This window comes from Streptococcus ruminantium (assembly GCF_003609975.1).
GTDB lineage: Bacteria > Bacillota > Bacilli > Lactobacillales > Streptococcaceae > Streptococcus > Streptococcus ruminantium.
In genome coordinates this window covers 1,772,568-1,788,854 of the sequence record NZ_AP018400.1, presented here as the reverse complement: position 1 = coordinate 1,788,854, position 16,287 = coordinate 1,772,568, and the positions used below count along the sequence as shown (strand labels likewise).

General features: G+C 35.7%; 12 protein-coding genes and 2 pseudogenes. 11 read left to right on the top strand and 3 right to left on the bottom strand.

The window, feature by feature from the left end; genetic code table 11:
* Positions 1-194: 194 nt before the first annotated feature.
* The 3 genes from SR187_RS08455 (at position 195) to SR187_RS08445 (ending at position 5,454) form a co-directional block, all read left to right on the top strand.
* Positions 195-953 carry a hypothetical protein gene (locus SR187_RS08455; protein ID WP_120172203.1) on the top strand — a complete coding sequence of 253 codons (759 nt, stop codon included), beginning with the start codon at positions 195-197 and terminating at the stop codon, positions 951-953.
* 156 nt (positions 954-1,109) lie between these two features.
* Positions 1,110-2,792, top strand: a complete 1,683-nt coding sequence (locus SR187_RS08450; RefSeq protein ID WP_120172201.1) for a site-specific DNA-methyltransferase — start codon at positions 1,110-1,112, stop codon at positions 2,790-2,792.
* Positions 2,785-5,454, top strand: coding sequence for a DEAD/DEAH box helicase (locus SR187_RS08445; protein WP_120172199.1), 2,670 nt, complete (start codon positions 2,785-2,787; stop codon positions 5,452-5,454). The genes SR187_RS08450 and SR187_RS08445 overlap by 8 nt, the downstream gene beginning before the upstream one ends.
* A 660-nt stretch (positions 5,455-6,114) precedes the next feature.
* On the opposite strand, the pseudogene SR187_RS08440 reads toward SR187_RS08445, so the two are convergent.
* Both SR187_RS08440 and SR187_RS08435 read right to left on the bottom strand, forming a co-directional pair.
* Positions 6,115-7,269, bottom strand: a pseudogene (locus SR187_RS08440) (tyrosine-type recombinase/integrase).
* A gap of 54 nt (positions 7,270-7,323) precedes the next feature.
* Positions 7,324-7,842: a helix-turn-helix domain-containing protein gene (locus SR187_RS08435; protein ID WP_003046517.1), complete on the bottom strand. Its 519-nt coding sequence runs from the start codon at positions 7,840-7,842 to the stop codon at positions 7,324-7,326.
* Positions 7,843-7,966: 124 nt separating this feature from the next.
* Here SR187_RS08435 and SR187_RS08430 point away from each other — a divergent pair, with 124 nt between their 5' ends.
* The 8 genes and pseudogenes from SR187_RS08430 to SR187_RS08395 all read left to right on the top strand — a co-directional run bounded on the left by SR187_RS08430 (position 7,967) and on the right by SR187_RS08395 (position 15,824).
* On the top strand, positions 7,967-8,251 hold the full coding sequence (locus SR187_RS08430) for a DNA-binding protein (RefSeq protein ID WP_065957486.1): 285 nt from the start codon (positions 7,967-7,969) through the stop codon (positions 8,249-8,251).
* Positions 8,252-8,263: 12 nt separating this feature from the next.
* Positions 8,264-9,106 (top strand): phage replisome organizer N-terminal domain-containing protein, encoded by an 843-nt coding sequence (locus tag SR187_RS08425; protein ID WP_120172197.1) that lies wholly within the window; start codon positions 8,264-8,266, stop codon positions 9,104-9,106.
* Between the two features lie 12 nt (positions 9,107-9,118).
* Entirely contained in the window at positions 9,119-9,409 is a 291-nt protein-coding gene (locus SR187_RS08420; RefSeq protein ID WP_120172195.1) for a DUF5962 family protein, read from the top strand.
* Positions 9,402-9,764: a transposase gene (locus tag SR187_RS08415; protein ID WP_120172193.1), complete on the top strand. Its 363-nt coding sequence runs from the start codon at positions 9,402-9,404 to the stop codon at positions 9,762-9,764. Before SR187_RS08420 ends, SR187_RS08415 begins: the two co-directional genes overlap by 8 nt.
* Positions 9,764-10,120 (top strand): annotated as a pseudogene (locus SR187_RS08410) (transposase). The gene SR187_RS08415 and the pseudogene SR187_RS08410 overlap by 1 nt, the downstream one beginning before the upstream one ends.
* A 332-nt stretch (positions 10,121-10,452) precedes the next feature.
* Positions 10,453-12,780: an EcoAI/FtnUII family type I restriction enzme subunit R gene (gene hsdR / locus SR187_RS08405; protein WP_120172192.1), complete on the top strand. Its 2,328-nt coding sequence runs from the start codon at positions 10,453-10,455 to the stop codon at positions 12,778-12,780.
* 12 nt (positions 12,781-12,792) lie between these two features.
* On the top strand, positions 12,793-14,256 hold the full coding sequence (locus tag SR187_RS08400; protein WP_120172190.1) for a class I SAM-dependent DNA methyltransferase: 1,464 nt from the start codon (positions 12,793-12,795) through the stop codon (positions 14,254-14,256).
* Positions 14,256-15,824, top strand: coding sequence for a restriction endonuclease subunit S (locus tag SR187_RS08395; protein ID WP_120172188.1), 1,569 nt, complete (start codon positions 14,256-14,258; stop codon positions 15,822-15,824). The genes SR187_RS08400 and SR187_RS08395 overlap by 1 nt, the downstream gene beginning before the upstream one ends.
* Here the strand turns inward: SR187_RS08395 and SR187_RS08390 are convergent.
* The gene (locus tag SR187_RS08390) at positions 15,778-16,263 is read right to left on the bottom strand and encodes a restriction endonuclease subunit S (RefSeq protein WP_231996435.1); all 486 of its coding nucleotides are present in this window, start codon (positions 16,261-16,263) and stop codon (positions 15,778-15,780) included. The two genes, SR187_RS08395 and SR187_RS08390, sit on opposite strands and share 47 nt — an antisense overlap.
* Between the last annotated feature and the right edge of the window lie 24 nt (positions 16,264-16,287).

The following is a 16,287-nucleotide window of genomic DNA, read 5'->3' as shown; positions in this document are numbered from 1 at the left end:
GAGGGTAGAAATCGTTCGAAGACTATAAAGAAAGATTTTTGAAATCTTAATAGATAATACTCAAAATACATATCCAAGACAATTTTATAATAGAGAATATACTATGTAGATGAGTATGTAAAGAATTTATCTTTAAAAGAAGGAGAACATTTTTCTGATGAAAATAAGTTCGAGAAGTCATACAAGCAACAACAATGATGATTTTTATTTACCTGGTTATAGAGTATTCTAAATTTCAACAGCCTATGATGGAAGATTTTATAGACGGAATCAATAAAGACCGTAAAGTGTTTGAAAACAATAGAACTTTAATTGAAAAACTAGTTATTGAAGAAGTCAAAGAGGGAAACCGAAATCAAATTACTAATTTTGTTGTATCTGAATTAGGTAAAAAAATATATCTGGAAAGTAAATCAGAAATAGAAAAAACGGGAAAGTATAAAAAAAGTATACAAGGGAAAAATCAGGAAAGAGATACAACAGAAGATGAAATACAAAAATTGATAAATGAACATGAATATAGAAGGTGGGAGGTATACACCCAAAAATTTAGTCTGTCAGAGAAAATCAAATTTCATCTTGATTATCGATTTGGTGGACAATTCATTATTCCTTTATTGACTGAATTATCTCAAAAAATGCTTCAAAATAAAGATGAACTAGATTTAGAAAATCATAAAGTTTATATCTATTATCTAGTTACTAGAAATTTTGAAAATTATAGAGATAACGAAAATCACATAAAACAGTTAGTAGATGAATTATCAGACTCAGAATTTTTAGATTTTTGGGAATTGATGGGACTCATAGAAAGGGAGACAATTCGGACAAAACATCTGGACTTTGAAATTGGCATTTGGACGGACAATTCAGACATATATGAATTAAATAAAGAGCGTATTGAAAGTATTGGGAAAAAGAGAGGGATAAAATTTAAAATTAATTCTCACTAGTATTAAATTAGAGAAAGTTAATTTCTTGAAAAGACTTATTTTCAGGAAAGTTTTTGAATAAATCGGACATTGACGGATTTAAGAAGAATGAAGTACAAAAATGAAAAGAAACTTAATGTGATATAATAGAAGCATGTAAGATGGGAGGTAAACAAAGTGGCAAACAAGCTAGAATTAACATGGATAGGAAAAGAAGATGAAGTTAAATTAGAACCACGGTTACTAGTTGAAGATAGTAACAAATCTAATTGTATAAATGATCCAAACACAGAAAATATGATTATTCATGGTGATAACTTACTTGCTTTGAAAGCTTTAGAAAAAAAATATGCTGGACAAGTAAAGTGTATCTACATTGACCCGCCTTACAATACTGGCTCTGCTTTTGAACATTATGACGATAACCTAGAACATTCTATCTGGTTAACATTAATGAAAGCAAGAATTGAGATACTGTACAAATTACTAGCAAATGATGGCTGGATGTTTGTTCAGATTGATGATAATGAATTAGCCTATTTAACTGTTATAATGGACGAGATATTTGGAAGAAATAATCGTGTTAATATTATTTCAGTTAACATGAATAGCCTTTCGGGTGTTAAAATGACCCATGTTATCAACGGAAAAAGATTTCCTGCACAAAAAGAATATATTTTGCTTTATAAAAAAGGTATTGCTTTTTCTCCGCTAAAAATAGAGAAAATAAACAAAAAGCAGTGGGACAAAGAATATAATTTAATTATTCCGGAATTATCTGAAAGCCAATTTGATTCATTTCATGAATTGAGTGATTCAGAGGTAAACGAAATACTAAAAGGTATGCGCCTTATGAGCCTTTCGAGTTATGCTAAGGACAATCAAATTGACTTGACTGATGAGTGGAAATGGAACAATTCATATAGGATTTTTGGCTCAAAATCAAACAAGCCGCTGGTTCAAAAATATAAAACTGAAGAATTTGAACAGATAATTTATTGTTATACGAATAATGATGGGAATAAAAGATTTTTTAGAACAGATTTTAACCGAGATGCTAAAGATCCAAGAATTGAATTAGTGCAAGCTAAGGCAAATTCTACTGTATATGTTTCAGATAACTGGATTGATATTTCAAATGACGGCGGAGTGGCACAAGAAGGTGGAGTTTCTTTTGCAAAAAGTAAAAAACCTGAAAAGATATTGATGAGAATTTTAAAAACTGCAACTAATGAAGGTGACTTAGTTTTAGATTCATTTCTTGGATCAGGAACAACAGCAGCTGTTGCTCAAAAGTTGAACAGACGGTATATTGGAATAGAAATGGGAGACCATGCTTATACACATTGTAAAACCCGCTTAGATAGAGTAATTGACGGAAGCGATCAGGGTGGAATTTCTAGAATCGTTAACTGGCAAGGTGGTGGGGCATATAAGTTTTATGAATTAGCGCCTTCATTAATTAAAAAGGACCTTTTTGATGAACACGTAATTAACCCTGATTATGATGCGGATATGTTGGCAAGCGCAGTAGCTCTACATGAAGGTTTTTTATATCAACCCGATAGCAATTATTTTTGGAAACAATCAATTGGTAGTGAAAATTCTTATCTCTTTGTTACAACTCGTCATGTTAACACTCAAATTATCGATTCAATCCAGTCTACTATGCAAGATAATGAATATTTGATAATTGCTTGTAAATCTTTTTCAAGAGAAATTGGTAATAAATATAAAAATATTACAATCAAGAAACTTCCACAAATGCTTCTTGATAGATGTGAATTCAATAAAGAAAACTACAACTTGAATATTGTCAATCCGCCAATTTATGAATATGAGGAGGATGAGAATGAATAATAGATTTCCTCATTATACAACTGACTACATCAGTGGTGTTATGTCTCTAAGGAAACCACAAGAGGATTCCTTAAAAATTCTAGAAAAAATAGTGACTTCCATACAGGTTAAAAAAGGGATGAATCTAGATGCTGCACTTAAGAGTGTCAATAATCTTTATCCAATATGCACAGATTTTGAAAGAGACTTTATGTCATTAACATTTGCTTTAGCTACAGGTGTAGGTAAAACAAGATTGATGGGTGCGTTTATAGCATATTTATATACACAGCAAAATCTAAGAAACTTCTTTGTTGTAGCTCCCAATACTACAATATATGAAAAATTAAAACGAGATTTATCTGATTATAATCACTCGAAATACGTATTTAATGGGCTTGGGTGTTTTTCAAATCCACCACAAATAGTCACAGATGATGACTATAAAACAAAGCAAATCTCAATGTGGGAATCAGATATTAGAATTTTTGTCTATAATATTGATAAATTTAACAAAGAAGAAGCAAATATGAGGAAGCTAAATGAATTCCTCGGTGATTCTTTTTATGACTATCTTTCAAGTATTCCGGGTCTAGTGATGATTATGGATGAATCACACCATTATCGAGCAGAAAAAGGGATGCAAGCACTTAATGATTTAAAGCCGATGTTAGGTTTAGAATTAACTGCAACTCCGCTTGTTGGTAAAGGGAAAAAACAGGAAAAATTTAAAAATGTAGTCTATGAATATCCATTATCAAAAGCAATTGAAGACGGATATACGAGAACTCCTTATGCAGTTACTCGTTCTGATATTGACTTTTTTAATTTCGGTCAGGAAGAACTTGATAAGACAATGTTGTATGATGGAATTAAACTTCATGAAAGAACAAAAGCTGAATTAGAAAGTTATTCAAAAAATAATAGTACACCAGAGAGTCCTATTAGAGTTGTAAAACCTTTCATGATGGTTGTTTGTAAAGATACTGAGCATGCAAAATGGGTAGAAGAGTTTGTAACTTCTGATGAGTTTAGAGATGGTTTCTATCGGAATAAAACTATTACTGTTCATTCTAAAAAAACTGGTATAGAGAGCGAAGCAAATACCAAACTTTTACTTGAGATTGAGAGTAGTGACAATCCTGTTGAGATTGTTATCCATGTAAATATGCTTAAGGAAGGCTGGGATGTAAACAACCTGTACACAATAGTTCCTCTGCGAACAGCGACTTCTAAAATTTTGAGAGAACAAATGGTTGGACGGGGATTGCGATTACCATATGGAAAGCGAACGAGAGATAGTATTGTTGATGCAGTTTATCTTACTGCACATGATAAATTCCAAGAAATAATCGAAGAGGCTCAGAAAGGAGATTCAATATTTAAGGCAGGAAATGTCATAAATATTGAAGATGTAGCAACAGAGTCCTCGTCAACACAGCTATCTTTCAATTTTGAAAAAGAAGAATCACGTTTCAAAGCTTATCAGGTGCTAAATCTGGAAAGAGATGAAAAAATTGATAAAGTAATTGACGAGACTACATTATTAGTTCAAAAAGAAATTAGTGATGAGATTCAACAAAACCAAGCTAGTAACATGACTTCAAATCAGAAAATAAACCTTACTAGCCGTGTTAAATCTAAGATAAAAGAAAAGAAGGATTTAGGTGAGGTTTATACAGAAAATCAAGACATTTTCAGTTATTGGATTGACCAAACTGTTGAAGAGTTTCATCAAGAAGCTATTGCAAAATTTATCCCTATACCACAATTGAGAGTTACTGACTCAGGTGTTGAAGAATATGGTTTTTCAGATTTTGATATTGATTTATCAGACTTTAATCATGTTCCGATAAAAAACGAAATGCTTTTACAGAATCTAGAGGATTTGACAGAAATTCAACGAATTGATAGTGATGCAATTGATTTTGACGGTTATAATCCTAAAAAGACAATTCTTACCCTACTTAGGGAAAAGCCTGAAGTAGACTATGAAAAGTGCTCAGAGTTAATATTCAAGTTAATTTCACAAGTTTGTGATTTTTATGAAGAAAAGTTTGGTAGCAATGGTTTGAGAAACATAGTAATGATGTTTAAGAAAGATATTGCCAATAAAATTTATCATCAGATGTTACAAGACGACCACTTCTATACTGAAAATGGACTGATTCAAGAAAGAGTATCTGGAGAAAGAGACTATAATCTTGAACAATCATTCACTTGGAGTGAGCGTGTAAATTTTTATAGTGATTCTTATACTTCTGGTATCAAATCTGTCCTTTTTGAGGGAATAAAAAAAGGAGTATTTTCTTCTACTAAATTCGATAGTAAGCCTGAACTCATTTTAGCTAGAGTCCTTGAAAATGAAAAAGATGTAAGAAACTGGCTTAGACCAGCTCCAGCAGAGTTTAATATTTCATACAATAGAGGCAGGCACTATATTCCAGATTTTGTTGTAGAAACAAAAGATGCTTTTTATATTGTAGAAGTAAAAGGTGAGGATAAAATTGAAACAGCTGATGTTATTGCTAAAGGGAAACGAGCAGTTCAATTTTGTAAAGTAGCTACATCTTGGGCAGAGGCTACAGGAAGAAAACCATGGAAATACGTTTTTATTCCCTCACAACAAATCCATGCCAGTTCATCCTTTAATGTACTTGCTGACCGCTTTTCTAAAGATTGATGAAGTAAAAATAGAAAGTTCACTAATTCTCGAACATTCAAAAAATCGAACTTCTCACTTAGAAAATCGTTTCTAGGTTTGGGATAGTTCAGCTTTTCTATTTTGCTGAAAATCACCGTTTCTTTCTTGCCTCGGTTATTTCATTGTAGGGAATAATATGATATAACTAAAGTGAGAAAATTAAACCTAGTTTGTCTTAATGCTCCTCTATTTATAGCAAGAAAGTTACCTGACTTGTTTCAAATTAGATGAAATTTAATCAAATTTCAAGTAAAATAAAAAGCTCTCAACCACTGATGTGAAAGCTTTATCTAAATATTTGAAGTTTTATCATGACAAACCAGGTCTTAAGAAAGCTCGTAAAGCGAGTCAATTTAGTAAACGTTAATCTGCTGGTCAGATTATCGTCTATCTCAAACACTCCTCAGATTTGGGGAGTGTTTTTGTGTCTAAATTGACGCAGCTGTTGCGGCTTTAGGCGCTTACAGATGCGGCTGCAGAGCTCGTCAGAGCCTGCCTCAAAATGTTAATGTATCAACGTTTACAGGCACTTTGCAAGTTACTTGCAAGGTGTCTTTCTTTGTGGAAAAGTGGGCTTGGTAATCCTTTTGGTAATCTCTTAAGACCTGGTTAAATTTAGTTGGAAAAATAAAGCTAGGGTTATTTAGCTTTATTGAAGTATTCAGCGAATGTTGTAATGGACTGTTTTTCACCAGTTTTTGTGGCATGGCTATAGGTGTCCAGTGTCATTTGGCTACTAGCGTGTCCCAACCGTTTAGCAGCATTCACAGGATCAACTCCCATTTCAATCATCAAGGTTGTGTGAGTGTGTCTAAACCCATGTGGGTTAATCTTTTTAAGATTATGCTTACGTATAATGCGTTTTAGAATATTGTTGATGTAGTCAGCGTGAAGTGGCTCAATACTACCTGTTCTTGTGCAGTAAGTGAACATAAAATTATCTTCTATGGAGAGAGGTGCGATATGTAGCTGGCCTTTCTCTTGGATAGATTCTTGTTTCCACTTATGAAGTATGGTACAAGTCTCATCGTCAAGGTAGATTGAACGTACAGAAAATGAGTTCTTCGTGTCTTTTTCAACAGCATGCCCATCTATCCTACCCAGGCTTTTATTGATGGTTAGTAATTGGGTATCTGGATTAAAGTCTGACCATCTAAGAGTATACAATTCACCTTTTCGTAAACCACTATAAGCTAATAGTCTGAACAAGGCATAATGTTTATAAGGTTCATTTTCTAAAATGATTGTCAAAAACTGCTGCAACTCACTAACTGACCAGTAATTTTCACTGGCAGTTTTTTTGATTGTAGGCATAATCACCTTGCTCATTGGATTGCGTTCAATGAAATTCATGTTGCCGGCAAATTCAAAGATTTTTGAGGTATATGACTTGATTTGTTTCATATTCTTGAATGACTTGGCCTTATCTGTAATAAAGGTTTGGTAATCCAATGGACTAATTTTTGAAATCTTTTTCTCCCCAAAGATTGGTAGAATATGAAGGCGATATAAGTCAGCAGTTTTCGCAGCTGTGGTTGCTTCCACAGTGTCTTTGTAGGCTTCGTACCACTTTTGGTATAACTCTTTGTAGGTAAATGATACCTGCCTGGAAAGTTGAACAAAAATTCCAGAATTCAGCTGGTGAGTTATAGCTGTTTCATGTGCTTTTGCAGCTTTGCGAGTTTTGAATCCTCACTTGGTGTAATACTTTTTCTTACCATAGTCGTTTAGACCCAGGTAAATTTTGACAAAATAGGTGGTTCCTTTGAGGGATTGGTATTTATGAATTGACATAACAGTTCTCCGTTTCTAAGTTTTCGGAGCTTATGTAATTGAGAAACTGTTCGTTTATTTTTTGTGTCGGTCTTCTTGTCTAATTCGGTATTCTTCAGTCTGAATCCAGGTTTGCCAAATTTCTGACTCTCGTTTTAAACTATTCATGTGTTTAGTGAAAGTTTTCATGAATTCTTCCTCATGATTGATCAAGTAGCGCGCTAAAATGCGCCTAAAATCGTCTGAGAAGCCTTCATTTAAGGGCATAGACAAATGAATCTCTCCTAGTTCGATTCCTTTCTTAAGCTTCTCCATATCGCTTTTAAAAGGTGTTACAGAAGTAATTTCAGATGTCTTGAAACTATCAGTGACGATTTTTAAATTTGACGGAGCGTACTTTTCTTCGTCAATTCCAAGGATGTATGCCACTGAGACACCAAAATAATCCGCTAACTTTTGAGCATTCTCTTTTTTAGGTTTTCGTATTCCTTGGTTATAGCTAGATAGTGTTGGGTAGGATATATCTAGCGCTTCACTGATACTTTTTATTTTTTTGCCACTTTCTTCGATAAGTTTGGCGATATTATTGGTTATAAGTAACCTCCTCTTAGATATTGCAACCACATTCAATACAAAAAGTATATATAATCTAAAATGTATAAAAAAATATACAAATTTCGGAGTTTATTTAATTGAGAAATAGAAATGAAGTAACGATATGTCAGAAGAAACGACTTTGGTTGTCCAACTTCCTAAAGCACTAGAAAAGCAATTACGAGCTCACTATGATGAGATGATTGCAACAGCAGTGGAGCGAGCTTTAGAGGATAAAGAGCTTTATAAACCGATGGTGCGAATGGCTGCTTTAGCAAGATGGTTAGATGTTTCCACAACCACTTTGCAAAAATGGACACGTGAGGGCATGCCAACTATGGTGATAGATGGTGTAACTCTCTACGATAAGCGGGCTGTGACACGCTGGTTGAAGCAATATGAAAGATAAAGAGGAACATTTATGAGTGATGTTCGGTGGATTAAGATTACAACGGATATTTTTGATGACGAAAAGATTCAGTTGATTGAATCAATGCCAGAGGGTGATACCCTAATTGTTATTTGGTTCAAGTTGTTAGTCTTAGCGGGCAAACAGAATTATAGTGGCGTATTAGCTCTAGGTGATAAAATCTTTTACACGGAGGAAATGTTGACGACGGTTTTCAGGCGAAAAGCTACAACAGTCAAATTAGCCTTAAAGACCTTTGAACAGTTTAGCATGATAGCATTTGTAGATGGTACTGTCACCATTCCAAATTGGGAAAAGCATCAGAACATTGATGGTTTAGAGAAAATTCGTCAGCAAACTAGAGAAAGGGTAACACGCTTTCGTCAAAAGCAAAAAGCGGTGGTCAATGGTAAAGAGCAGTTAAAGCTGGAATGTAATGTTACAGAAGCGTTACCTGTAACGGATGGTAACGGTCAAGTAACGCAACAGATTAAGAACAAGAGTAAGAAGGAGAATAAGACTATACTTGATAATAGTTCTAGAGAGACTCAACCTTATATCAAACCTGAATATTATTCTTTGCTACAAGTCATTGCAGACAAATACAACGAAAAGTTTATTTATCCTTATAATTATAGTCTGACCCATCAACAAAAGATGCTAATTGGTCAATTTTTGAGTGATGGCTACATGACAAGTGATGAGGTTTTGGCTATGATTGATAGGATTCCAGAAGATGTAGAATCTCCCCTAGCTTATCTAATCAGTTCCATGGAACGGTTAAAAGAGGAGAGGTTGTTAGAAGCGAAAGCCATTGCCCATGAAAATGCTAGAAGAAAGTATCAAAAGAAATAGAGGAAAGAAGAAATGACGGATTATTATCAACTTGAGAACATGCTAGTGGCTGGCTTTAAGTCGCAGGATGAATATGTACGGTATCAAGAGTTAAAACAAGACTATGAAGCCGAGACGTTGGATTACAGCTTTTCAGTCAGAGAAATTGCTAGTCAGTTGGAAGTTATTATCGAAACCAAGGAAAATGACTTTCCAGATTTGGAATTGGGCTTGCTACATGACTATCAATCCCTGGTGGAATGTTTACGAAAGCATGATATTGTTCAGGCGGAATTTTATGGAAAGAAGGCCCAGCATGGCTGAACGCTATCGAACAGTGCTAAAAAAATTCTACATTACTGAATCCCAGAATCAGGCCCTAGATTATTTTATCAGCTATACAGGAACCAGAAATTTTTCCAGTTATGCTAGGAAAATGTTGTTTAAGAAGACTCCCGTCGTTGTGACGTTTGATGAAACAGCTTTTGATGCGTTGATATTTTCCGTGAGGCGAATCAAAAATAATTTGAATCAGTTATCCAGGATTGCAGAACAGTCTCAAGATGTTCAAGCAGTGCGAGCGATGATATATAGTGTTCAAATGATTGGCAAATATGAGACAGCGTTACTCAAGTACCATAAACAGAAGAAGGAGAGGTTACTATCAAAGGTAGATTGATGAAAAAGAGGATCAAGAACGTCGTGAAGCAAGTCTTTCTGACCGAAGAAGAAAATGATAGATTGCTAGCTCTGATGGCTAAGGAACAGGAGGCTAACTTTTCAGCCTATGCCAGAAAGAAATTACTTAGCTGTGAGATAGAATCGTGGACGGTTAATTTTCCAGAGTATGAGCAGTTGACAGAGCAACTCATCCAAATTGGACGTTCAATCAATGTAATTGCCAAATTGTCAACTCAGGTTGGAATGATTTCGTAATCGGATTTTATAGAACTTGGTCAGTTGGTGACTCGATTGATGGAAGCAGTGGAGAAAGAAATTTCAGTCATACCCCAAAAGAAGTCCCGCAAAAAGTGAATAAAACCGTTGGCAGCAGCCAGCAGTTTTATTGTGTTCTTTTGAAATTCAGTTGCCTAGCAATGTCATCCCCGTATTTAACCCGGGACAATGAGAAAGGACTGAGAAACTTGGGTTTAGGTCTTTGCGAGCTCAGATAGTGTATACACACTATCGCAAAAATTCCACCACCAAAAGTGAGCAGACGGCTCCTTTAGGTGATGGATTTTAACACTTGGGGCAAAGTCCCAAACCCCTTGAGAAAATGTGTAAGAAGAAGGGAAAAATGGTATAATAGACGGGTAACATACTTCTGATAATTTTTTATTAAGTATAGATGTGGGAGACTCGGTATGGCGACATTCATCAAAGACAAAAAGAGCATGAGCGAAGAAGATATTAAAGCTAATTTTATTACTCCAGCCATTTTAGCTAAAGGTTGGAAAAATGGTGAGCATATTGCCTATGAGGAATATTTTACAGATGGGCGAATAGAGGTTCGAGGTGATAAGGCTCGTCGTAAAGAAGGGAAAAAATCAGACTATGCTCTCTACTATCAATTTGGGCAGCGTATTGCAATCGTTGAAGCTAAAGATAATAAGCATAGTTTACGAGCTGGATTACAGCAGGCGATTGAATATGGTGAGATTTTAGATGTTCCTTTTGTTTATTCCTCAAATGGTGATGGTTTTATTGAGCATGACCGTATCACGAGGCAAGAACGTAAATTAACTTTAGAGGAATTTCCTACTCGTGAAGAATTATTTGAGCGTTTGATTGCTGAAAAAGAGATAACTTCTGAGGTTTCAAAGGCGATTTCAGTCCCTTACTATACTGATGCGTTCTCCAATAAAACACCACGTTATTACCAGCAAATCGCTATCAACCGTACCGTTGAGGCGGTTGCAAGAGGAGGAAAGCGGGTCATGTTTGTCATGGCAACAGGGACAGGTAAGACCTTTATGGCTTTTCAAATTATTTATCGTTTGCGAAAAGCTGGTTTAGCCAAACGTGTTCTCTTTTTAGCTGACCGAAATATCTTAGTTGACCAAACAATGGCTGAAGATTTTAAGCCTTTTGAAAAGGTAATGACCAAAATCACAGCAAAGTTACTGAATTCTCCAGAAAAGTTAAATTCTTTCGAGATTTACTTAGGTTTGTATCAGCAATTAACAGGCGAAGATGGTGAGGAAACGCATTACCAAAAGTTTGATAAGGATTTCTTTGACCTGATTGTTATTGATGAGGCTCACCGCGGTTCAGCTAAGGAGGATAGCAACTGGCGTCAAGTGATTGATTATTTTGCCTCAGCAACCCAGATTGGGATGACAGCGACACCAAAGGAAACCAAAGAAGTTTCTAATATAGATTATTTTGGAGAGCCTGTTTATACTTATAGTTTGAAACAGGGAATTGAGGATGGCTTCTTGGCCCCTTATCGTGTGATGCGAGTTAATTTGGATATTGATGTCAATGGCTATCGTCCAGAGAGTGGTAAAGAGGATGCCACAGGAAGACTTATCGAAGATAGGTACTATGGTCGGAAAGATTTTGATAAGACCATTGTTATTGATGATCGTACCCAAAAGGTGGCTAAGTTTGTTTCTGATTATATGAAACAAAACAATGCTCGATTTGACAAAACCATTGTCTTTTGTGTTGATATTGACCATGCTGAGCGGATGAGAGCGGCTTTTGTCAAAGAAAATACAGACTTAGTTCAGGAAGATTATCGTTATGTGATGCAGGTGACAGGCGACAATGCAGAGGGTAAAGCACAGCTCGATAATTTTATGGATGTTAATTCTAAATTTCCAGCTATTGTCACAACATCAAAACTCTTGACAACGGGGGTCAATGCAAAAACTTGCCGTTTGATTGTGCTCGATTCCAATATTCAATCCATGACGGAGTTCAAACAGATTATTGGTCGTGGGACACGTTTGTACCCGCAGAAAGGGAAAGAATTTTTTACCATTATTGATTTTAGAAACGTGACCAATCTGTTTGCAGACCCAGATTTTGATGGAGAGCCAGCGTATGTCTTTGACCCTAAAGAGCCAACTGGAGGTGGCGGAGAACCAACTGGAGGTGGCGGAGAACCTATTGAAAAATATAGGGTTACTGATAAAAAGGTAGATGTTCTCAATTCAACCATTCAGGTTTTGGATGAAAATGGGAAGTTAGTGACAGAAAGTTTGACCGACTATACTCGGAAAAATATTCTGGGGGCTTACGCTACTTTGACCGAGTTTATTACTGCTTGGCAAGCAGCTGATAAGAAAAAAGCTATCTTAGAAGAACTCTATAAAAAAGGTGTTTATCTTGATGCCATTCGAGAAGCAGAAGGGGTTTCTGAACAGGAGATTGATGACTTTGACTTGCTGCTAAAACTGGCTTATGGTCAAAAAGAGTTGACTAAGAGCCAGAGAATTAGCAGGGTTAAGAGTAGTGGTTATCTGCAAAAGTACAGTGAAGAGGCCCGATCTGTTTTAGAGACGTTATTAGATAAGTACATGGATAAGGGAATTGGTGAACTGGAAAGCATTGAAACGCTAAAATTACCAGAGTTTCAAATTTACGGTGGAACCTTTAAGATTATCAATACCTATTTTGGAAATAAGCAGGCCTATCTAAGGGCTATTAAAGAGTTGGAAGAAGAGCTATTTACAGTAGCTTGATGAAAGGAAACTATGTCGATTACATCATTTGTGAAACGTATTCAAGATATTACACGCAATGACGCAGGTGTTAATGGAGACGCCCAACGTATTGAACAAATGTCTTGGTTACTCTTTTTGAAAATTTATGATAGCCGTGAGTTGGTTTGGGAGTTGGAGGAAGATGATTATGAGTCAATTATTCCTGAAGACTTAAAATGGCGAAATTGGGCTCACGCTGAAAAAGGTGAGCAAGTCTTGACAGGTGATGATTTGCTTGATTTTGTGAACAATAGGCTGTTTAAGGAATTAAAAGAGCTTGAAATCACACCCAATATGCCCATTCGGAAAAGCATTGTTAAATCAGCCTTTGAAGATGCTAATAACTACATGAAAAACGGTGTGCTCTTGCGTCAGGTTATCAATGTCATTGATGAGGTGGACTTTAATAGTCCAGAAGACCGACACTCCTTTAATGATATTTATGAGAAAATCCTCAAGGACATCCAAAGTGCAGGGAACTCTGGGGAATTTTATACCCCTCGTGCAGCGACCGATTTCATTGCTGAAATGCTTGACCCTAAATTAGGTGAAACGATGGCTGATCTTGCCTGTGGAACAGGTGGTTTCTTGACCTCGACTTTAAATCATTTAAGCAAACAACGTAAGACTAGCGAGGATATTCAAAAATACAATCAGGCTGTCTTTGGGATTGAGAAAAAAGCCTTTCCTCACCTATTAGCAGTGACGAACCTCTTTCTTCATGAAATTGATGACCCTAAAATCATTCATGGCAATACCTTGGAGAAAAATGTCCGAGAGTACACAGATGATGAGAAGTTTGACCTTATCATGATGAACCCACCTTTTGGTGGTTCCGAACTTGATACGATTAAAAATAATTTTCCAGCAGAGTTGCGGAGTTCGGAGACAGCGGACCTTTTTATGGCAGTTATCATGTATAGGCTGAAAGAAAACGGTCGTGTTGGGGTAATTTTACCAGATGGCTTTCTCTTTGGAGAGGGTGTTAAAACTCGTTTGAAAGAAAAATTGGTTGAGGAATTTAATCTTCATACGATTATCCGTTTGCCTCATAGTGTCTTTGCACCTTACACAGGTATTCACACCAATATCCTTTTCTTTGACAAGACTAAGAAGACGGAGCAGACTTGGTTTTATCGTTTGGACATGCCAGAGGGGTATAAAAATTTTTCTAAGACCAAGCCGATGAAGTCAGAGCATTTCAATCCTGTTCGTGAGTGGTGGACTAGTCGTGAGGAGATTTTAGAGGGGAATTTTTATAAAGCCAAATCTTTTACACCATCTGAGTTAGCTGATTTGAACTATAATTTTGATCAATGTGGCTTTCCCAAGGAAGAAGAAGAGATTTTGGAACCGCTGGAACTTATCCAAAACTATCAGCAAGAAAGAGCGGCTTTGAACCAAAAAATATATGCTGTTTTGGCAGATATTTTAGAGCTTTTGGAGGAGAACTAATGACCCCAGAACAACTAAAAGCTAGTATCTTACAGCGAGCAATGGAGGGAAAATTAGTTTCTCAAGACCCAACTGACGAGCCAGCTAGTGAGCTACTTAAACGTATCAAAGCGGAAAAAGAAAAACTCATTGCTGATGGCAAAATCAAGCGAGATAAAAAAGAAACAGAGCTTTTTCGAGGTGATGATGGGAAACCTTATGAGAAGTTGACGGATGGAACAGTTCAAGAAGTGGAAGTCCCCTATGATATTCCAGATAGTTGGGAGTGGGTGAGGTTAGGGAGTATCTCTAAAAAAATTAATTATGGCTATACAGCCTCATCTGAAAATAAAGGTAATGCTAAACTTCTCAGAATTACGGATATTCAAAATGGAAATGTAGATTGGGATAGAGTGCCTTACTGTAATATATCTCTTGAAAAAATAGACAACTATATTTTAAGTTCCGGTGATATCGTGATTGCAAGAACTGGAGGAACTATTGGAAAAAGTTTTTTGATTAAGCATGTTGGGCAGACCTCTGTTTATGCTTCATATTTAATCAGAGTTCAACTGCTTCAAAAAATAGAACAATACATAACGGTCTTTTTGAATAGTAATTTATATTGGAAACAGCTACAAGATGTTTCTATGGGAACAGGTCAACCCAATGTTAATGGAAGTAATCTTTCAAATTTATTTATCCCCCTCCCACCCCTCGCCGAACAAAAACGAATTGTCGAGAAAATCGAAAAAGCATTGGCGAAAGTTGACGAATACGCAGAAAGTTACAACCGACTGCAAGAACTGGATAAAGAATTTCCAGATAAGTTGAAAAAATCTATCTTACAATACGCCATGCAAGGTAAACTAGTTACCCAAGACCCAGATGATGAACCTGTCGAAGTTTTACTTGAAAAAATCCAAGCTGAAAAGCAAAAACTCTATAAGGAAGGTAAACTCAAGAAGAAAGATTTGGCAGAAATAGTGGTGACAAAAGGAGATGATAACTCTCCTTATGGGAATAACAAAGAAAATAGTGATTTCGTCAGTTCAACTATGCCTGAGATTCCTAACTCTTGGAGTTACGTTAGGTTTGGGGAACTAGTTTTATTCAATATTGGAAAAACACCTCCAAGAAGTGAACCAACTTATTGGGGAGTTGATATTCCTTGGGTATCTATTTCAGATATGCCTAATAGTGGTTATATTACTCAAACAAAAGAATATATCTCAGATTTGGCAATAAAACAGAAAAATATGAAGATAGTACCAGTAGACACTCTACTGATGAGTTTTAAGTTGTCTATCGGTAAAGTTGCACTATTAGATATGCCAGCTAGTCATAATGAGGCGATTATCTCAATATTTCCATATGGTGATAAAGATAACATCATAAGAGACTATCTAATGCGTTTTTTGCCCCTGATCTCAACTGCTGGTAATTTAAAGGATGCCATAAAAGGTAAAACGCTAAATAGCACCAGTATTTCAGAGCTATTAATACCTATTTCAAATTATCGGGAAATGAAAGAAATTGTATCTAAAATTGATTTACTTTTTCAAAAAGTTGCTCAACTCGCTGACTAATGCGTGCTTGCTCTGTTAATGGAACTAATGGAATTGAAATATTACCTAGATTCTTTAGGCTAACACCTCCGATAATTCCTGATTTGTTCTCTTTAAAATCGTTCAGAAACTGAGGACTTTGTAAAAAATAATATAAAAATTTATTGTTACCAGAATAAAATGAGAGGCTACAAAGTTTATTTCCAAAACAAACAATTTGGTCTAGCATCCCTATTTTACGCCCAGCACTTCCTCCCTCTAGACAGAGTAAGATTGATTGAGGTTGGCTTATCTTAAAACCATCTAAGTAGGTGTCAGGGATTTTTATACCATTATCATAAGTGATGTTCCCATTAAAATCAACATCTTTTGTCGCGATATAATTTATCCCGACACCACTCGAAAAATAAAGTTGTTTTTGAGTTGCATTTATACTATTACCTGTATAAAGATTAGTCACTCTATTTAGTGTTGAGGTTTTCCA